We start from the raw sequence: 19,529 nt of genomic DNA, 5'->3' as shown, positions 1-19,529 counted from the left end.
GAATTTCTGGCATAGACCCATGATGAAGAACGGCCCCCGAATCATCACCGTCGCCAACCAGAAGGGCGGCGTCGGCAAGACGACGACGGCCATCAATCTGGCCACCGCGCTGGCGGCCATAGGCGAACAGGTGCTGATCGTCGATCTCGACCCGCAGGGCAATGCCAGCACCGGGCTTGGCATCGACCGGCGCGACCGCAGCGTCTCGTCCTATGATGTGCTGACCGGCGAGCTGGATCTCGAAGCGGCGGCGATCCCGACGGCGGTGCCTGGCCTGTCGATCGTACCGTCGACGCTCGACCTGCTCGGCATCGAGATGGAAATCGCCTCGGCGCCGGATCGGGTGCTGCGGCTGCGCAACGCGCTGCGGGCTTCGGCCGAGCGCTCGGCCAACTTCGGCTATGTGCTGATCGACTGCCCGCCGTCGCTCAACCTGCTGACACTGAATTCGATGGCTGCGGCCGATTCGGTGCTGGTGCCGCTGCAGTGCGAGTTCTTCGCGCTGGAGGGCCTGAGCCAGCTTTTGGAGACGGTCGAGCAGGTGCGCCGCTCGATCAACCCCGACCTGACGATCCAGGGCATCGTGCTGACCATGTTCGACGGGCGCAACAATCTCGCCAACCAGGTGGTGCAGGATGTGCGGGCGCATATGGGCGACAAGGTCTATGAAACCGTCATCCCGCGCAATGTCCGCGTTTCCGAGGCGCCATCCTATGGCAAGCCGGCGATTCTCTACGACCTCAAATGCTCGGGCAGCCAGGCCTATCTGCAGCTTGCTTCGGAAGTCATCCGCCGCGAGCGCAAATTGCGTGCTGCCTGAACAATAAGCCGATTCGACACCGAAACGATCTGGACGGACGATGAACGAAGACCCTTCGAGGAAAAGACTGGGACGGGGACTGGCGGCGCTGATCGGCGAAATCGATCGCCCGGCGGCACCGGAAAAGCCCGGGCTGGCGGCCGACGGCAAGGTGCCGATCGAGTTCCTCAGCCCCAATCCCAAAAACCCGCGCCGGCATTTTGGCGACGCCGACCTGACCGATCTCGCCCAGTCGATCCGCGAACATGGCGTGGTGCAGCCGGTGGTGGCGCGGCCGTCGAAAACCCAAACGGGCCGCTACGAGATCATCGCCGGCGAGCGTCGTTGGCGCGCGGCGCAACGCGCCGGGCTGACCGAAATCCCGATCATCGTACGCGACGTCAACGATCGCACGGCGCTCGAACTGGCGATCATCGAAAACGTCCAGCGCACCGACCTCAACCCGGTCGAGGAGGCGCTGGGCTATCAGCAGCTGATCGACGACCACGGCTATACCCAAGCCGATCTCGGCCAGGTGATCGGCAAGAGCCGCAGCCATGTCGCCAACACGCTGAGGCTGCTCAAGCTGCCCGACGTCATCCGCGACATGCTGGTCGACGGCGCGCTCTCGGCCGGCCACGCCCGTACCCTGGTGACGGCCGACGACCCGGCCGGGCTTGCCAAGCGGATCATCGACGAAGGGCTTTCGGTGCGCCAGGCCGAAGCCTTGGCGCAGATGCCGGTCGGCGCGCCGGCGGCAAAGCGCCAGCCCGCCGCACCGCCGCAAAAGGATGCCGACACGCTGGCGCTGGAGCGGCTGATGACCAGCACGATCGGCATGATCGTCACGATCGAGCACAGCCAGCGCGGCGGCGTGATCAGCGTCGCCTACCGGACGCTGGAGCAGCTTGACGAGCTTTGCCGAAGGCTGAAGCGGGAGTAGGTAGGTTGCTAAAATTAGCCGGCAAATAACGTTTTGCTGCCGCGCGGTGATTGGCGAAATCGTCGAAGTAGTTAATCTCCCCCCTTGAGGGGGAGATGGCCGGCAGGCCAGAAGGGGTCGTCAAATTTCAAGCGCCCACGTCCTCTGTCTTCGCGGAAGGGGCTGGTGTTCTACGCGCTGTGACCCCCTCTGTCGCCTTTGGCGACATCTCCCCCTCAAGGGGGGAGATTAGGTGCGCTGCGCCAGCCTTGCGCTCTCCACGGCGATGCCGAGCAGGGCCTGGCGTGCCAGCGCGACCGACAGATCCGGCCGCCGGCGTGTCTGCAGGATCGCCGTCTGCAGGCGGTTGAGGGCGCGGCCGAGCGCTTCGCTGCTCCACCGTTCGAGGGCTTTCTCGACCAGCTTGCGCCTGGAGAAAAAAACCGGCGGGCGCGCCGCGGCTACGACCGAAGCGGCATTGCGGCCGCCGGCGTCCATCTGGCCGCGCATCGCCTGGATCGCCTGCAACTGCCGCATCGCCGATGAAAGTACCAGAAAGGGCTGGCCGCCGGACTGGCAATGGCGGGTGAAGGCGGTATCGAAGTCGGCGATCCTGCCTTCGAGCAGGGCGTCGACCGCCGCATCGAAGGAGAGGCCCGAGACATCGCCAGACGTCGCCTTGACGTCGTCGAGGCCGATTTCGGCCTGGCCATGCGCGTAAAGCACCAGCTTTTCGATTTCGCCCCGCGAGGCCAGCCGGTCGCCGCCGAGATTGCGGCGCAGCGCCTGCCGCGCCTCCAGCGTCATCGACATGCCGGCCTTGCGCAATTCGTCGTCGATGACCGTATCGATGTCCCTGGCCTCATCGGCATAGCAAGGCAATGCCATGGCATTGTCCGCCGCCTCCACCACGGCGCGCAGGCCGACGCCCTTCTTCAGGTCGCCGGCCTCGATGAGAATGATCGCGTCCCGCGCGGGCTCGACGGTCAGCGCCTTGACGTCGTCGGCAAGCGCCTTCTGGGCGCCGGCATTGCGCACCCATAGCAGGCGCCGCTCCGAAAACATCGGCACGGTGCGGGCCTCGTCGAGCAGGCGGCCCTCGTCGCGATCGACCTCCGAACCGTCCAGCCTGACGACCGAGAACGGATCGTCAAGCGGCAGGCCGGTCTTGCCGGCAAAGGCCTTTGCCCGCTCGGCAACCAGCCCGCGATCGGGACCGTAAAGCAGCACGATCGAGACGCGCGGATCCGGCTTCGCGAGCCATGCATCGACCTCGTATGCTTTCTTTTGTGCCATAGGCGCTGATTAGCATGACGCGGGCGCGGGGTGAACGGCGCCGCCCTCCTTTCCTTCTCCCCCTTGTGGGAGAAGGTGAATTGGCGCGTAGCTCCAAGACGGTTGAGGGGTGCCGGCCGGAGTGCTGTCGATGCCAAGCTGGAACACCCCTCATCCGACCGAGCTTCGCTCGGCCACCTTCTCCCACAAGGGGAGAAGGAGGTGCTCGCGCCGACCAACCCGACGCATTGCCTTATCTGGCGGGAAACCCGGCGCAATCATCTCCCAAATTGCGCGCCGGCGCGGAAGATCGACAAGAAATTTCGCCGACATATCTCCATCCTGTCTGCCGGGGTAGCCAATGTCGGCGGCAGCGAAGCCTCGCCCGACGAATTGGCACTGGTCTGGCGGTGTGCAAATATCCTGGCCGGGCAACAGTGGAGGACCGAGATCATGGCCGATGCCGGAATGCTGCGCTTCCATGTTCCGGAACCGGAAGTGCGGCCGGGCGGGACGCCGGATTTCTCCAATGTGAGCATTCCAAAAGCTGGCTCGGTGCCGCGCCCGAAGATCGACGTCGACCCGCGCGACATCCGCGATCTGGCCTTCTCGATCATCCGCGTGCTCAACCGCGCCGGCGAGGCCGTCGGGCCGTGGGCAGGGCTGCTTTCGGACGACGAGTTGCTGGAGGGGCTGCGCCATATGATGACGCTGCGCAGCTTCGATGCGCGCATGCAGATGGCGCAGCGCCAGGGCAAGACCTCTTTCTACATGCAGCACCTCGGCGAAGAGGCGGTGAGCTGCGCCTTCCGCAAGGCGCTGTCGCGGGGCGACATGAATTTTCCGACCTATCGGCAGGCCGGCCTGCTCATCGCCGACGGCTACCCGATGGTCACGATGATGAACCAGATCTATTCGAACGAGGCCGATCCGCTGAAAGGACGGCAATTGCCGATCATGTATTCGTCGAAGGAGCACGGCTTCTTCTCGATCTCCGGCAATCTGGCGACGCAGTACATCCAGGCGGTCGGCTGGGCGATGGCTTCGGCGATCAGCAATGACCAGAAGATCGCCGCCGCCTGGATCGGCGACGGCTCGACCGCCGAGTCCGACTTCCATTCGGCGCTGGTGTTCGCCTCGACCTACAAGGCGCCGGTCGTGCTCAACGTCGTCAACAACCAGTGGGCGATCTCGACCTTCCAGGGCATCGCCCGCGGCGGTTCCGGCACTTTTGCCGCCCGTGGGCTCGGCTTCGGTATTCCGTCGCTGCGCGTCGACGGCAACGACTATCTCGCCGTCCATGCGGTGGCCAAATGGGCGGCGGAACGGGCGCGCAGCAATCTCGGGCCGACGCTGGTCGAATACGTCACTTACCGCGTCGGCGCCCATTCCAGCTCCGACGACCCGTCGGCTTACCGGCCGAAGGCCGAGTCCGATGCCTGGCCGCTCGGCGACCCGATCGTCAGGCTGAAGAACCATCTCATCCAGCGCGGCGTCTGGTCTGACGAACGCCACGCCCAGGCCGAGGCGGAAATCCTCGACACGGTGATTTCAGCGCAGCGGGAGGCCGAGCGCCATGGCACCCTGCATGCCGGCGGCAAGCCCTCGGCGCGCGACATGTTCGAGGGCGTCTATGCCGAGATGCCGCCGCATCTCAGGCGCCAGCGCCAACAGGCAGGGGTCTGACCATGCCGCGGCGGACCATGATCGAGGCGATCCGCGACGCCATGGACGTGTCGATGGCGCGCGACGAGCGCGTCATCGTGTTCGGCGAGGATGTCGGCTTCTTCGGCGGCGTCTTCCGCTGCACGCAGGGCCTGCAGGCGAAATACGGCAAAGGCCGCTGCTTCGATGCGCCGATCAGCGAATCCGGCATTGTCGGCGCCGCCATCGGCATGGCCGCCTACGGGCTGAAGCCTTGCGTCGAGGTGCAGTTTGCCGACTATGTATATCCGGCCTATGACCAGATCGTCTCGGAAGCGGCGCGGCTGCGCTACCGGTCGAACGGCGATTTCACCTGCCCGATCGTCGTGAGAATGCCGACCGGCGGCGGCATTTTCGGCGGCCAGACCCACAGCCAGAGCCCGGAGGCGCTGTTCACCCACGTCTCCGGCCTGAAAGTCGTGGTGCCCTCGAACCCGCATGACGCCAAGGGCCTTTTGATCGCGTCGATAGAGGATCCGGACCCGGTGATCTTCCTGGAACCGAAGCGGCTTTATAATGGGCCTTTCGACGGTCATCATGAGCGGCCGGTAACGCCATGGTCGAAACATGAGCTCGGCGAAGTCGCCGACGGCCATTACACGGTGCCGCTCGGCAAGGCGGTGATCCGCAGGCAGGGCGCGGCAGTCACTGTGCTTGCCTATGGCACGATGGTCTATGTCGCCCAGGCGGCGGCCGAGGAGACCGGCATCGATGCCGAGATCATCGATCTGAGAACGCTGCTGCCGCTCGACCTCGAGACGATCGTCGCCTCGGTCAGCAAGACCAGGCGCTGCGTGGTCGTGCACGAGGCGACGCTGACATCGGGGTTCGGCGCCGAGCTGTCGGCGCTGGTCCAGGAGAACTGCTTCTACCATCTGGAAGCGCCGGTGGCGCGGGTCACCGGCTGGGACACGCCCTATCCTCATGCGCAGGAGTGGGACTATTTTCCCGGTCCTGCCCGGCTAGGCCGCGCGCTGGTCGAAACGATGGAAGCCTGAGGGGGGACGATGGGCGAATATGTCATCAAGCTGCCCGATGTCGGCGAAGGCGTAGCCGAGGCCGAGCTCGTCGAATGGCAGGTCAAGGTCGGCGATCTCGTGCGCGAGGATGCCGTGCTGGCCGCTGTCATGACCGACAAGGCGACGGTCGAAATTCCTTCGCCCGTCGATGGCGAAATCGTCTGGTTGGGCGCCGAGATCGGCGACACGGTGGCGATCGGCTCGCCGATTGTCAGGTTGAAGGTGGCGGGCGAGGGTAATGTCAGGGATGCTGCGTCGCAGGCCACTGAGGCGGGCGCCAAGAATACCCCCACCCCTAACCCCTCCCCACAAGGGGGAGGGGGACGTGCCGCAACCTCCAAGGCCGAACCCGAGACCGCTCCACGATCATCTGGAAAAACACCAACGCATAAGGGACTAAGTGCGGCGGGTGGCGAATCCCCCTCTCCCTTGTGGGGAGGGGTTAGGGGTGGGGGTACTGCCGCCGGTGGGGGTACTGCGCGGACCTCCGGCGCGCCGCGTCCGGAGGGCGAAAAGCCACTGGCCTCACCGGCCGTCCGCATGAGGGCGAAAGAGGCCGGCATCGACCTTCGGCAGGTCCCGGGAACCGGCCCGGCCGGCCGCATCCAGCATGAGGACATCGAGGCTTTCCTGGCGCGCGGACCTCTGCTCGCCAAGGTTTCCGGCCTTGCCCGCAACGAGGCGGTCAAGGACATCAAGATAGTCGGGCTCAGGCGAAAGATCGCCGAGAAGATGACGCTGGCCAAGTCGCGCATCCCGCATATCACCTATGTCGAGGAGATCGACGTCACCGCGCTCGAGGATTTGCGCGCCGCGCTCAACAAGGAGAAGCGGCCGGGCGGGGACAGGCCGAAGCTGACGCTGCTGCCGTTCTTGATGCGGGCGATGGTCAAGGCAATCGCCGACCAGCCCAATGTCAACGCACTGTTCGACGACGAAGCCGGCATCGTCCACCAGCATGGCGGCGTCCATATCGGCATCGCCGCGCAGACGGCTTCCGGGCTGATGGTGCCGGTGGTCAAGCACGCCGAGGCGCGCGACATCTGGGACTGTGCAGCCGAGGTTGTCAGGCTGGCCGAGGCAGCAAAATCCGGCACGGCGACGCGCGACGAACTCTCGGGATCGACCATCACCATCACTTCGCTGGGCGCCATGGGCGGCGTGGCGACGACGCCGGTGATCAATCATCCGGAAGTGGCGATCGTCGGCGTCAACAAGATGATGGTGCGGCCGGTATGGGACGGCAGCCAGTTCATCCCGCGCAAAATGATGAACCTGTCCTCCAGCTTCGACCACCGCGTCGTCGACGGCTGGGACGCGGCGGTATTTATCCAGCGGATAAAGGCGCTGCTGGAGACGCCGGCGCTGATTTTTGTGGAATGATGAGATGAACAGAGGATCGCAGGGGCGCGAGATGAGAGCAGTAGCGATCCTTCGCGCCCCCCTCTGCCCTACCGGGCATCTCCCCCTCAAGGGGGGAGATCGGCCGTCATCCCGCCTTTCGCCAATCTCCAGCTTTGCAGGACTAAGCCGAACGCGAAAGCTGCCAATCTCCCCCCTTGAGGGGGAGATGTCCGGCAGGACAGAGGGGGGTGCTGCCCCGCCGGCTCGTCGAACTAAGGTGCAATGATGAAGGAAATCTCCTGCAAGCTGCTGGTCATCGGCGCCGGTCCGGGCGGCTATGTCTGTGCCATCCGCGCCGGGCAGCTTGGCATCGACACAGTGATCGTCGAGGCAGGCAAACCGGGCGGCACTTGCCTCAATGTCGGCTGCATCCCGTCAAAGGCGCTGATCCATGCAGCCGAAGAGTTCGAAAAGCTCTCGCACATGGCCGGCGGCAAAAGTCCGCTCGGCATAACGGTCGCGGCACCGTCGCTTGATCTCGCGGCGACCATTGCCTGGAAAGACGGGATCGTTAGCCGGCTGAACAACGGCGTCGCCGGCCTGCTGAAGAAAGCTGGCGTGAAGACGGTGCATGGCTGGGCGACATTTCGCGACGGCAAGACCGTTGCCGTCGAGACCGAGATCGGCATGCAGGTGATCCGAGCCGAAACGGTGGTGATAGCGACCGGCTCGGCGCCGGTCGAGCTGCCATCGCCGCCGTTCGGCGGGCCGGTCATTTCGTCGACCGAGGCGCTGGCGCTGAGCGAAGTTCCGGAGAGGCTGGCGGTGGTCGGCGGCGGCTATATCGGGCTGGAACTCGGCATCGCCTTTGCCAAGCTGGGCGCCAAGGTGACGGTGGTCGAGGCGTTGCCGCGCGTGCTGGCGCAATATGATGCGGAACTGACCCGACCGGTGGTGAAGCGGCTGGCCGAACTCGGCATCGAGGTGCTCGTGAACGCCAAGGCCAAGGGGCTGTCCACTAAGCGCGACGCGCTGCTGGTCGAGACGAATGGCGGCAAGAACGGCAAGATTGCCGCCGACAAGGTGCTTGTCACGGTCGGTCGCAAGCCGGTGACCGAAGGCTGGGGGTTGGAGCAGATCGACCTCGACATGGCCGGACCCTTCATCCGCATCGACGACCAGTGCCGCAGCTCGATGCGTGGAATCTTTGCCATTGGCGACGTCACCGGCGAGCCGATGCTGGCGCACCGGGCCATGGCGCAAGGCGAAATGGTCGCCGAGATCGTCGCCGGCCACAAGCGCAGCTGGGACAGACGAGCGATCCCGGCTGTCTGTTTCACCGATCCGGAGCTGGTCACCGCAGGCCTGTCGCCGGAGGAGGCCAAGACCCGTGGCGAGATCAAGGTCGGACTGTTTCCCTTCACCGCCAATGGCCGGGCGATGACGAAGTTGGGCGAGGACGGATTCGTCCGGGTAGTGGCGCGGGCGGACAACCATCTGGTGCTTGGCATCCAGGCCGTCGGCCAGGGCGTGTCGGAACTGTCGACGGCCTTTGGGCTGGCGCTGGAGATGGGCGCGACGCTGGAGGATATCGCCGGGACGATCCATGCCCATCCGACACAGGGCGAGGGTTTTCAGGAAGCGGCGCTGAAGGCGCTGGGGCGGGCGGTGCATGTCTGAGGGCTCGCGCTCTCCCCCCTTGAGGGGGAGATGGCCGGCAGGCCAGAGGGGGTCGGTTCGACTGGATGCGACCTCCCTTGCGACAGATGGAGGTTGGCGCTCTACGCGAGGCGACCCCCTCTGTCGCCTTCGGCGACATCTCCCCCTCGAGGGGGGAGATTACGCAGCTCATCCTGCAAGCCGGCTAACCATTTCGTGCTGCGCATAGGCGCGGCCGAAGCGGTTGGCCAGGAAGGCGTCGAGGGCGATGTCCTCCTGCTTGATGAAGCCCCTGGCCGGCAAGGTGCCGTCGGCCAGCATGTCGAGCACCGCGCAGACGGCGGAGGCGGTGGTGATCTGGATGGCGCTGCGCACCGTTTCGCCGACGCGCTTGGCGTAGATCTTGTTGGCGTAGGTCTCTTGCAGCAGGCGGCCGTTCTTGCGGCCGCTGACGGTGACGAAGACGATGACCACGTCCTGCAGCGTCGCCGGCAGGGCGCTTTCGAAAATGTCCTTCAGCACGTCGCGGCGGTGGCGCAGGCCGAGGTCGTTGAGCAGCGCCTTCATGATCGCGGCATGGCCGGGATAGCGGATGGTGCGGTAGTTCAGCGTCCGCACCTTGCCTTTCAGCGTTTCGGCCAGCGTGCCCAGCCCGCCCGAGGTGTTGAACGCCTCGTAGGTGACGCCGTCGAGCGAGAATTCTTCACGCTCCTCCAGCGGCGGCACTTCGACAAGCTCGCCTTCGACGATCGCCTCGCACGGCTCGCAATATTCGTTGATGACGCCGTCGGTGCTCCAGGTCAGATTGTAGTTCAGCGCATTCGACGGGTATTGCGGCAGCGCGCCGACCCGCATGCGCACGCTTTCCAGCGTGTCGAAGCGGCTGGCGAGATCGTTGGCAACGATCGAGATGAAGCCCGGCGCCAAGCCGCATTGCGGAATGAAGGCGCTGTTGCCGGAACGCGCCAGTTCCTTGACGCGCCTGGTGCTGACGACGTCCTCGGTCAGATCGAGATAATGCACGCCGGCACTGGCCGCCGCCTCGGCGATGCGCGTGGTCAGATGGAAGGGCGCGGCGCTGAGCACCGCGAACTTGCCGGCCAAGGCGGCTTCGAGCGTGCCGGCGGCTTCGATATCGAGTTCCAGCGTCTCGACCGTTTCAGACAGTTCGGCCGCGCCGAGCTGCGCCGCCGAGCGGTCGATGAGCGTGACATGGTAGTCGCCCGTGGAAGCCAGCATCTCGGCAATGGTCGAGCCGATCTTGCCGGCGCCGACGACGATGATTTCCTTCATGACCGGTCCCTCGCACCAATGCTAAATTCACGGTTAGAATCGCAGCTTGCCTGTCGAAAGGAAGCGTGAGATTGTACGAAACGCAGCCTCTCTTTGGGCAATGTGCCGGTAAGGTTCGTCGAAATGCTCAGCGATGCCGACCAGGCTCTGCTTTCCCTGCTGCGCACCAATGCGCGCGCCTCGACCGCCGAACTGGCGCGGCGGCTCGGCGTCTCACGAACAACGGTGCAAAGCCGGATCGAGCGGCTGGAACAGCGCGGCATCATCGCCGGCTACGGGGTCAGGCTGTTGCCGGATTACGAGCAGGGGCTGGTCAGGGCGCATGTCCTGCTCACCGTCACCCCCAAGCTTGCCGACAAGGTGGTGCGCAGCCTGCAGGCGCTGGCACCGGTTCGCACGCTGCACTCGGTCAGCGGCAATTTCGATATGATCGTCATCGTCGAGGCGCCGTCGATCAGGGATCTCGACACGCTTCTCGACCAGATCGGCGCCATGGACGGAGTCGAGCGCACGTCGTCGTCGATCATCCTGTCGACGCGGATCGACCGCTGAGCCGGCTGGTGTCGCGGGTCCAGACGCTGTCGGGACAGCGCCCCCCTCTCTGCCCTGCCGGGCATCTCCCCCTCCAGGGGGAGATTGGATGTCACCGCGGCTTTCGCCAATCTCCAAGGTGGCTGAATGGATGCTATCGGCGAAGCTGCCGATCTCCCCACTAGAGGGGGAGATGCCAAGTGATCGCAAAGAGGGCAGGACAGAGGGGGTCGCGAAGGATCACCAAGGGCGGTGATCGTTGTGGCGTTACCGCAGCAAAGCGATATAGGCTTTCAAAATGTGGATCGATGGCGTGCAGCCGCCCCCTATCTCTCGCAGCACCGCGCGTTCACCCAAAGAACCTAGACAGGAGGCCTCCTTGCCCAAGCAGTGTTTTGGAAAATCCCATGTGCCGTTGTCGCCGGCGGTCAGGGCCGGCGATTTCGTCTATGTCTCAGGCCAGGTGCCGGTCGGCACAGACGGGCTGGTGGTCAAGGGCGGCATCGCCGAACAGACCGAGCAGGTGCTGTCGAACGTCAAGGCGGCACTGGCGCTGGCCGGCTGTACCCTCGACGACGTAGTCAAGACGACGGTCTGGCTCGAAGACGCCCGCGATTTCGGCATTTTCAACACCGTCTATGCCAGGCATTTCCCGAAAGACCCGCCGGCGCGCACGACAGTGGAGTCGCGGCTGATGATCGACATCAAGATCGAGGTCGAGGCCGTTGCCTACAGGCCGGCCTGACGGGAAAGTGGAGACAGGCGCGATGCAATTCGATCTCCTGATAAAAGGCGGCCGCCTCATCGATCCGGCGTCCGGCCTCGACGCGCAGAGCGATCTGGCGATTGCCGACGGCCGTATCGCCGCGATCGACACCGAAATCCCCTTCGAACGTGCCGCCCGCGTCATCGATGCCACGGGCTCCATCGTCGCGCCGGGCCTGATCGACCTGCACAGCCATGTCTATTGGGGCGGCACGTCGCTCGGCGTCGATGCCGACCGGCTCGCCGCAAAGAGCGGCACCACCACCTTCATCGATGCCGGAAGTGCCGGCGCCGGCAATTTCCTCGGCTTTCGCCGCCACGTCATCGAGCGCTCGAAAGTCCGCATCCTGGCCTATGTCAACATTTCCTTTGCCGGCATATTCGGCTTCTCGCAGACCGTGGCGGTCGGCGAGTGTAGCGATCTCCGGCTCTGCGAACCGCGCGAGACGGTAGCGGCGGCTCGCGAGCACGCGGACGTGGTTGTCGGCGTCAAGGTCCGCTCGGGTCGCCATGCCGGCGGCACCAGCGGCATCGCGCCGGTCGATCTCGCGCTCGAAGCCGCCGACAAAGCCGGCCTGCCGCTGATGGCGCACATAGACGAGCCGCCGCCGGGCCGCTCGGAAGTGCTGCCGCGGCTGCGCAAGGGCGACATCCTCACCCACTGCTTCCGGCCGTTTCCCAACGCGCCGGTCTTCGCCTCGGGGGCGGTGCGGCCAGATATGCGGCTGGCGCGCGAGCGCGGCGTCATCTTCGACATCGGCCACGGCATGGGCTCGTTCGATTTCGAAGTGGCGAAAGCGATGCTCAGCGAGGGGCTGGCGCCGGACGTGATCAGCAGCGACGTGCATCTCTACTGCGTCGACGGGCCGGCCTTCGACATCCTGGTCTGCATGTCGAAGCTGCTGGCGCTTGGCATGCCGCTGGTCGAGGTGCTGCGCGCCGCCACGCAGCGCCCTGCCGAAGCGATCGCCAGGCCCGATCTCGGCAGGCTTGCGGTGGGTGCGGTCGGCGACATCGCGGTGTTGCGGCTGCGTCCGGGCCGCTTCACCTTTGTCGATTCGGTCGGCGCCTCGCTGGTCGCCGAGCAAAGGCTGGTCTCGGACGGAATCGTGGTCGGCGGCAGCTGGTGGCCGAACGAGGCGGTGGACGATCTCGGCGAGACCGAACGCTTCGAAGCGCATGCGCACGACACTCATGTCGATGTGGCGAGCCGGCATTTCGGGCGTGGGTGATCTCCCCCCTTGAGGGGGAGATGTCGCCGAAGGCGACAGAGGGGGTCGGTTCGACCGGGCTCGTCTTCCTGCAACGGATGGAGGTTGGCGCTCGACGCGCGGCGCCCCCCTCTGGCCTGCCGGCCATCTCCCCCTCAAGGGGGGAGATCGGCCGTCACCGCCCCGGCGCTCCATAGACCGGCGTCGCAATGCCTTCCATGCGCGCCTTGATCTGCAGCGCGACGTACTTCGAATAGAAGCGCGACAGCGCCAGATTGCCGCCGTGGAACCACAGCGCTTCCTGTGCCGTCGGCTTCCACATGTTGCGCAATTCGCCTTGCCACGGACCCGGGTCGCCTTTCACGCCCGAGCCAATCCCCCAGCACGGGCCGACCTTGTCGGCGACTTCGCGCGAGACGATCGCCGCCACGGTTTCGTTCATCGAGAGATAGCCGGTGCAGGCGATGATTGCGTCGGCCGCCAGTTCGGTGCCGTCGTCGAAGAGGATGCCTGTCTGCGTCAGCGACTTGATCCCGACGCCACTGCGGATGCCGATCTCGCCGTCGATGATCAGGTCGCAAGCGCCGACATCGATGTAGAAGCCCGAGCCGGTGCGGTAGGCCTTCATCAGGAGCCCGGTCTCGTCGTCGCCGAAATCGATGGCGAAGCCGGCGCCGCGCAAGCGATCGTAGAAGGCCGCGTCGCGCGCCTTGATGATGTCGTAAAGCGCCCGCTGGCCTTGCGGCAGCAGCGCGAACGGCGTCGAGGCGACGATCATGTCCGCTTTCTCGGTGGTGATGCCGCGGGCCAGCGCCTTTTCCGAAAAGATCTCGAAACCGATCTCCATCAGCGTGTCCGACTTGACCACCGTCGTCGGCGAGCGCTGGACCATGGTCACCTCGGCGCCGCTCTCCCAGAGGTCGACGCTGACGTCATGGCCGGAACTTGCCGCGCCGATGACGGCGACCTTCTTGCCGCGGAATTTTTCGCCGCTGGAATACTGGCTGGAATGCAGGATTTCGCCGTCGAAGACCTCGGCGCCCGGCAGGTCGATGCGCCTGGGCGGGCCATAAGCACCGGTTGCAAAGACGATGTGCTTCGGCTTTAGCGTGATGCGCTCGCCGGCGCGGTCGAGCTCGACCGTCCAGACCTTTTCGGTCTCGTCATAGGACGCGCTGACGCATGTCGTGGAGGTCCAGTAGTTGAGCTCCATGACGCGCGTATACATCTCCAGCCAGTCGCCCATCTTGTCCTTGGGCGTGAACACCGGCCAGTTCTCGGGAAACGGGATGTAGGGCAGATGGTCGTACCAGACCGGGTCGTGCAGCACGAGCGAGCGGTAGCGATTGCGCCAGGAATCGCCGGCCTGGGTGTTCTTCTCGATGACGATGGCCGGCACGCCCAATTGCCTGAGCCGCGCCCCCAGCATGATGCCGCCCTGGCCGCCGCCGATAACCAGGCAGTAGGGCTGTTGGCTAACGCCGAGGTCACGCGCCTCGCGGCGCCTCGCCTCCAGCCAGGTTTCGCGTTCCGGGTCTGCCTTGTGGCGGACACCCAGCGGCCGCGCCGGGCCCTTGCGCTCCTCCAACCCCTTGAGATCGCTCATCGCCGTAAACAGCGTCCGGCATTTGCCGTCCCTGAGGCGCATGACGCCTTGACCCCACGCCGATGACGTCTCGAAGCTGAACCAGGCTTCGATCATGCCCTCGTCCGAAGTCGCTTCGCCGCTGAGCTGCCATCGGGCAGGCTTTGTCGTTGCCAGCGTCGCCGCCAGCATGTCGCGGATCGCGGCGCGGCCTTCCATCGTCTTGATGTTCCAGGTGAAGGTCAAGAGATCGCGCCAGTAGCAGTCCTCGACGAACAGGTTGATTGCGGCCTCGACGTCGCCGGCCTCGAGTGCTCGCGCAAAAGAACCAAGCCAGGTGGCCGCCTGTTTCGTCGGTGCGATGTCGAGCATCTGTCTTCCCTAACTTCCAGTGACGTTTGCGCTGCCCTCATTCTTACCCTTTCCCGGTTCTTTGCGGGAGAGGGTAAGGGCCGTGCAAACAGTCCGGAAGCTAAGGGCGCAGCGTAGGCCGAAGCGACTGCCGCTGCCGTCAGGCCCGCGCGCGGGCCTGATCCGAACCGCTATCCAGCCATGCAAGATCGTCCGGCGAAAGTGAAATGTCGAGCGCCTGGAGGCTGTCTTCCAATTCGTCGAGCGTGCGCGGCCCGATCAGCGGGACGGACGGAAAGGGCTGCGCCAGGACATAGGCGAGCGCGACGTGGATCGGGCTCTTGCCCAGCCGTCTGGCGAGCTCGATGGCGCGGTCGCGACGGCCGAAATTCTTCTCCGAGTACCAGACCCGGACCAGCTCCTCATTGTCGCGCCGGTCGCGGCCGGCGCGGTCGGTGAAGAAGCCGCGGCCCTGGCTCGACCAGGCGAAGTTCGGCATCTGCCGGGCGGTGAGCCAGGTCTTCCATTCGTCGCTGGAGGAGGTGACGCAGCCTGCCCAGATCGGCTCCAGCATTTCGGCCAGCGAGAAATTGTTGGAAAGCGCGCCGGGCTTCTGCTTCCCGGTGCGCTCGGCATAGGCAATCGCCTTGTCCATGCGTTCCATCGTCCAGTTCGAGCCGCCGAACGGACCGCGAATGCGGCCGGCCTTGACCTCGCGGTCCATCGCATCGACGAACTCGTCGACCGGCACATCCGGATTGTCGCGGTGCATGAAATAGACGTCGATATGGTCGGTCTGCAGCCGTTCGAGCGACTGGGTGAGCTGTTTGCCGATGACGTCGGGATAGCAGAGCGGCGAGTGCGCGCCCTTGCCGATGACCACCGACTGCTCGCGCACGCCGCGGTTCTTCAGCCACTGGCCGAGCAGCGTCTCGGTATAGCCGGAACCGTAGACGAAGGCGGTGTCGAACAGATTGCCGCCGGCCTCGAAATAAGCATCGAGCAGGATGGCGCCCGACGAAAAGGTGCGGAAATCCTCGAAGCCGAGCGCCAGGCACGAGGCCGGCCGCGGCAGGCCCGGAATGCTGCGCTTGGGGATGGCGGTTCCGCCGGAGCGCAGCTTCCGTCCGGAGATCGTGTTGACGCGCTTTGCCGGTTTCTCGATGTCGTATTCGAGCCCGATTGCGGCCCGCCATTTGTCGAGCACGCGCAGATTGCCGAGACTGTCGGCCCAGCCCATGCCGGGCCAGGCGAACTCCTGCTTTCCGCCGAGAATGGCCTCGCCGGCGGCGTCGACCTCAAATGCGTACAGCCAGCCGTCCTCCGTGACCTCGACCACCTCAGTGTCACCCGGACGGATGATGCGGATTTCGCCGGTGCCGCCTTGCTGGCCGCCGGCATACCAGAAATCCGCCACCTCGATGCGGCCTTTGCTGCCGAGAATACGCAAGACATTGTCCTGAGCGAGCGAGATGCTGCAGGACACTTCCGCGACGATGCCGCCCGGAAAATGCAACAGCGCCGACGCCCATTCGTCGACGCCGGATTGGCCGAGATGCGCAGCGCCGACGACTTTGTCCGGCTCGGCGAAGGGCTTTCCCACTGCTGCGCCGGCAATCAGCCGCGCCATCGAGACGGGATAACCGCCGACATCGAGAATGCCGCCGCCGGCGAGATCCTTGGCGTAGAGACGGTGCTCCGGCATGAAGCCCGGCATGGCGAAGCCGAAGCTGGATTTGATCATCTTGATGTCGCCGATCGCGTCGGCCCTGATCAGCTCGACCAGCTTGGCCGTCTGCGGATGCAGCCGGTACATGAAGGCTTCGCCGAGAAAGGTGCCGGCCTTGCGCGCGGCATGGATCATGGCGTCGGCTTCGAATGCGGTCAGGCCAAGCGGCTTTTCGCAAAGCACGTGCTTTCCGGCCTCGGCCGCCTTGATCGCCCATTCGGCATGGCTCGGATGCGGCGTCGAAATATAGATCGCGTCGACATCCGGATCGCCAACCAAAGCCTCGTAGCCGTCCAGGATGCGAGCGCCGGGGAAAGCCTCGGTGAGCCCCGCCTTGCCGGGATTGCGCGCCCCTAAGGCGACCAATGTGCCGGTGCGCGAATGGGCGACGCCCCCGGCAAAAGCCTTGGCGATGTTGCCGGGCCCGAGAATGCCCCAGCGAACTTTTTCTGGTTTGGACGTCATGTCAAATCTCCGTGGGGTGGCCGCGAGCAATCGCGATCGGACAAAAGAAAGATGGGTTAGCGAATGCGTGCGCCGGTGGCGTCGAAGAGAAGCGAGCGGTCGGCTTTGATCGACACCACCAGGTCGTCGCCGTTCGCGCGATGCCGCGAGGCCTCGCGCTCGATGATCAGTTCCTCGCGTCCGCCCCCGGTACCGGAATTGGCATAGACATAGCTCACCGATCCCAAGTGCTCGGCGACGTCGGCCTTGAGGGTAAGGTCGCAATCGCCCTGGCCGGCATCGAAGAAATGCTCCGGCCGCACGCCAAGCACAACATCGCCGCCTGTTGCAGGCAAGGCATCCGAAAGCGGCTTGCGCAGTCGCGCGCCGCGATGATTGACCAGTTCGACGACCGCCGCACCGTTGTCGGCCCCGACCATTTTTGCCGCCAGGAAGTTCATTTTCGGCGAGCCGACGAAGCCGGCAACGAAGCGGTTGGCGGGGTCGTCGTAGAGATCGAGCGGCGCGCCGATCTGCTCGATATTGCCGGCGTTGAGCACGACGATCCTGTCGGCCAGTGTCATCGCCTCGGTCTGGTCGTGCGTGACATAGACCATGGTAACGCCGAGTTCCTTATGAAGGCGCGATATCTCGACGCGCATCTGCACCCGGAGCTCGGCATCGAGATTGCTGAGCGGTTCGTCGAACAGGAACACTTGCGGCTCACGCACGATGGCGCGGCCGATGGCGACGCGCTGGCGCTGGCCGCCCGACAATTGCCGCGGCCGCCGCTTCATCAGCTCGGCGATGCGCAGGATTTCGGAAGCCCGCTTCACCCGCCGCTCGGTATCTGCCTTGGGGTTGCCGGTCATTCTCAGGCCGAAGCTCAGATTCTGCTCGACCGTCATGTGCGGATAGAGCGCGTAGGACTGGAACACCATGGCGATGCCGCGATCGGCCGCCTCGACGTCGTTCACCACCTTGCCGCCAATGGCGATCTCGCCGTCGCTGATGTCCTCGAGCCCGGCGATCATCCGAAGCAGCGTGGACTTGCCGCAGCCGGAAGGGCCGACGAAGACGACGAATTCGCCGTCATCGATGTCGATATTGGCGCCGTGGACGATCTCGAAGACGCCGAAGCGCTTGATGACGTTTTTGAGTGTGACTGCCGCCATGCTGATCCTTACTTGATGGCGCCGGCGGCGATGCCGGCAACGAAATGGCGCTGCAGAAGCACGAACACGACGAGCATTGGCGCCGTCAGCATCACCGCGCCCGCCATAATGCCGCCCCAGGACACCTTGGTGAGACCGATCAGCGTGCCGAGCGCCACGGGCGCGGTCATTGCGCCCGGCTTGGAATTGATCAGCAGCGGCCAGAGATAGTTGTTCCAGGAGGCAAGGAAGAGGATGATGGCGAGCGCCGCCAGCATCGGCCGCGCCAGAGGCAGTGCGACGAACAGGAATATCCGCCATTCCTTGACGCCCTCGACCTTGGCGGCGTCGAACAGCTCGTGCGGCATCATCGAAAAACTCTGCCGCATGAAGAGCACGCCCAGCGAATTGAACAGCGGCGGCACGATCAGCGCCACCCAAGTGTTGGCGAGCTTGAAGTCGCGCGCCACCATGATGAATTGCGGGATCAGCACGACCGCATAGGGCAGCGTGATGGTGCCGAAGATGATGGCGACGACCATGCCCTTGCCGAAGAAGTTGTAACGCGCCAGCGCCCAGCCGGCCATCGAGGTCAGCATCACCGACAGGAAGGTATAGGTCACCGCCACCGAGACGGAGATGCCGATGGCCCCGATGAAATTGGTGCCGCGCTGCAGATTGCTGACATTGTCGAGGAAATTGCCATGCGGCAAAAGCTCGATGTCGGGGCTGAAGATGCCGTTGTCGGGCATCGTCGAAAAAACCACCATCATCCACAGCGGAAACAGCCAGACCAGCGCCAGCGGCGTCAGGAACAGATGCAGCGCGATGCTGCGTCCCAATCTGGCCTGGGAACGGCTGACTCTTGAGTGCGAGGTCATTTCGGTTCCCTCGTCAGCCATATCTGCACCAGCGAAATGGCAATCGCCAGCCCGGCCATGGTGTACGCGACGGCCGAAGCGTAGCCGAAATTGAGCGACCGGAAGCCCTGGCGGTAAAGCAGCAGCCCGAGCGTTTCGGTGCCGCCGCCCGGCCCGCCACGCTCGGTGATCAGGAAGGGCTCGGTGAACAGCTGCATGGTGCCGATGATCGACAGCACGGCGCAGAACACGATGATCGGCTTGAGCAGCGGCAGCGTGATATAGAAGAACTGTTTGACCTTGCTGACCCGGTCCAGGGTCGCCGCCTCGTAGACATCCTCGGGAATCGACTGCAGGCCGGCGAGCAGGATGATGGCGTTGTAGCCGGCCCAGCGCCACGTCACCGCCATCATGATCACCGCCATCGCCGGGGTGACGTTGGTAAACCAGTCGACACTGGGCAGGCCGATGCTGTTCAGCAATTTGTTGATGATGCCGTAGTCGAGATTGAACATCAGCCGGAAAACCGCCGAATAGGCGACCTCGCCGACCACGACCGGCGCGAAGAAGGCAAAGCGGAACAGGCCACGGGCCTTGAGCAGTGGCGAATTCAAAAGCACCGCCATCACAATCGCCAGCGAAATCATCACCGGCACCTGGATGACAAGGATCAGCAATGTGTTCTTCAAGGCATTGAAGAAGGCCGGATCGCCGATCAGCCGGCCCCAGTTGAAGGTCGGCGCGAAGCGCCACGGCACGGTGCGCGTCGCCTGGAACGAGATCAGGAAGGAATCGATGATCGGCCACAGCCAGAAGATCGAAAAAATCAGCAGATACGGCGCGAGAAAGCGATACGCCGTGGCGTTCTGGTAGCGCATCGTTTT

16 protein-coding genes are annotated in these 19,529 nt (G+C 64.8%); 9 read left to right on the top strand and 7 right to left on the bottom strand.

Features of this window, described 5'->3' with window-relative positions; all coding sequences use genetic code 11:
* The first annotated feature begins 19 nt into the window (after positions 1–19).
* Together NKJ28_RS16835 and NKJ28_RS16830 are read left to right on the top strand one after the other, a co-directional pair.
* A complete protein-coding gene (locus NKJ28_RS16835; RefSeq protein WP_352636492.1) occupies positions 20–820 on the top strand; it encodes a ParA family protein in 801 nt (266 codons plus the stop codon).
* Positions 821–860: 40 nt separating this feature from the next.
* Positions 861–1,742 (top strand): ParB/RepB/Spo0J family partition protein, encoded by an 882-nt coding sequence (locus NKJ28_RS16830; protein ID WP_352636491.1) that lies wholly within the window; start codon positions 861–863, stop codon positions 1,740–1,742.
* Positions 1,743–1,970: 228 nt separating this feature from the next.
* Here NKJ28_RS16830 and holA read toward each other — a convergent pair whose 3' ends face one another.
* The gene (holA, locus tag NKJ28_RS16825) at positions 1,971–3,017 is read right to left on the bottom strand and encodes a DNA polymerase III subunit delta (protein WP_352636490.1); all 1,047 of its coding nucleotides are present in this window, start codon (positions 3,015–3,017) and stop codon (positions 1,971–1,973) included.
* A gap of 432 nt (positions 3,018–3,449) precedes the next feature.
* On the opposite strand from holA, the gene NKJ28_RS16820 reads away from it, so the two are divergent.
* From NKJ28_RS16820 to lpdA, 4 genes are all read left to right on the top strand, one after another.
* Positions 3,450–4,682 carry a 3-methyl-2-oxobutanoate dehydrogenase (2-methylpropanoyl-transferring) subunit alpha gene (locus NKJ28_RS16820; RefSeq protein WP_352636507.1) on the top strand — a complete coding sequence of 411 codons (1,233 nt, stop codon included), beginning with the start codon at positions 3,450–3,452 and terminating at the stop codon, positions 4,680–4,682.
* A gap of 2 nt (positions 4,683–4,684) precedes the next feature.
* On the top strand, positions 4,685–5,698 hold the full coding sequence (locus NKJ28_RS16815) for an alpha-ketoacid dehydrogenase subunit beta (RefSeq protein WP_352636489.1): 1,014 nt from the start codon (positions 4,685–4,687) through the stop codon (positions 5,696–5,698).
* A 9-nt stretch (positions 5,699–5,707) separates the two neighbouring features.
* The gene (locus tag NKJ28_RS16810) at positions 5,708–7,102 is read left to right on the top strand and encodes a dihydrolipoamide acetyltransferase family protein (protein WP_352636488.1); all 1,395 of its coding nucleotides are present in this window, start codon (positions 5,708–5,710) and stop codon (positions 7,100–7,102) included.
* Between the two features lie 246 nt (positions 7,103–7,348).
* Positions 7,349–8,743 (top strand): dihydrolipoyl dehydrogenase, encoded by a 1,395-nt coding sequence (lpdA, locus tag NKJ28_RS16805; RefSeq protein ID WP_352636487.1) that lies wholly within the window; start codon positions 7,349–7,351, stop codon positions 8,741–8,743.
* Between the two features lie 168 nt (positions 8,744–8,911).
* On the opposite strand, the gene NKJ28_RS16800 is transcribed toward lpdA, so the two are convergent.
* Positions 8,912–10,015, bottom strand: coding sequence for a saccharopine dehydrogenase family protein (locus NKJ28_RS16800; RefSeq protein ID WP_352636486.1), 1,104 nt, complete (start codon positions 10,013–10,015; stop codon positions 8,912–8,914).
* A 123-nt stretch (positions 10,016–10,138) separates the two neighbouring features.
* Between NKJ28_RS16800 and NKJ28_RS16795 the strand changes: the two genes are divergently transcribed.
* The 3 genes from NKJ28_RS16795 to NKJ28_RS16785 all read left to right on the top strand — a co-directional run bounded on the left by NKJ28_RS16795 (position 10,139) and on the right by NKJ28_RS16785 (position 12,543).
* The gene (locus NKJ28_RS16795) at positions 10,139–10,567 is read left to right on the top strand and encodes an Lrp/AsnC family transcriptional regulator (RefSeq protein ID WP_023675939.1); all 429 of its coding nucleotides are present in this window, start codon (positions 10,139–10,141) and stop codon (positions 10,565–10,567) included.
* A 358-nt stretch (positions 10,568–10,925) separates the two neighbouring features.
* Positions 10,926–11,291, top strand: coding sequence for a RidA family protein (locus tag NKJ28_RS16790; protein ID WP_023675940.1), 366 nt, complete (start codon positions 10,926–10,928; stop codon positions 11,289–11,291).
* Positions 11,292–11,313: 22 nt separating this feature from the next.
* The gene (locus NKJ28_RS16785; protein WP_023675941.1) at positions 11,314–12,543 is read left to right on the top strand and encodes an amidohydrolase/deacetylase family metallohydrolase; all 1,230 of its coding nucleotides are present in this window, start codon (positions 11,314–11,316) and stop codon (positions 12,541–12,543) included.
* 154 nt (positions 12,544–12,697) lie between these two features.
* On the opposite strand, the gene NKJ28_RS16780 is transcribed toward NKJ28_RS16785, so the two are convergent.
* The 5 genes from NKJ28_RS16780 to NKJ28_RS16760 all read right to left on the bottom strand — a co-directional run bounded on the left by NKJ28_RS16780 (position 12,698) and on the right by NKJ28_RS16760 (position 19,523).
* Positions 12,698–14,479, bottom strand: coding sequence for an NAD(P)/FAD-dependent oxidoreductase (locus NKJ28_RS16780; RefSeq protein ID WP_023675942.1), 1,782 nt, complete (start codon positions 14,477–14,479; stop codon positions 12,698–12,700).
* A gap of 139 nt (positions 14,480–14,618) precedes the next feature.
* Positions 14,619–16,652, bottom strand: a complete 2,034-nt coding sequence (locus NKJ28_RS16775; RefSeq protein WP_352570096.1) for an aldo/keto reductase — start codon at positions 16,650–16,652, stop codon at positions 14,619–14,621.
* A 56-nt stretch (positions 16,653–16,708) separates the two neighbouring features.
* Positions 16,709–17,806, bottom strand: coding sequence for an ABC transporter ATP-binding protein (locus tag NKJ28_RS16770; RefSeq protein ID WP_023675944.1), 1,098 nt, complete (start codon positions 17,804–17,806; stop codon positions 16,709–16,711).
* An 8-nt stretch (positions 17,807–17,814) separates the two neighbouring features.
* On the bottom strand, positions 17,815–18,666 hold the full coding sequence (locus tag NKJ28_RS16765) for a carbohydrate ABC transporter permease (protein ID WP_023675945.1): 852 nt from the start codon (positions 18,664–18,666) through the stop codon (positions 17,815–17,817).
* Entirely contained in the window at positions 18,663–19,523 is an 861-nt protein-coding gene (locus NKJ28_RS16760) for a carbohydrate ABC transporter permease (protein ID WP_254817930.1), read from the bottom strand. The genes NKJ28_RS16765 and NKJ28_RS16760 overlap by 4 nt, the downstream gene beginning before the upstream one ends.
* Positions 19,524–19,529 lie beyond the last annotated feature (6 nt).

This window comes from Mesorhizobium sp. M0145 (assembly GCF_040322355.1).
Taxonomy (GTDB): Bacteria; Pseudomonadota; Alphaproteobacteria; order Rhizobiales; family Rhizobiaceae; genus Mesorhizobium.
This window is presented reverse-complemented; position numbering and strand designations above follow the sequence as displayed.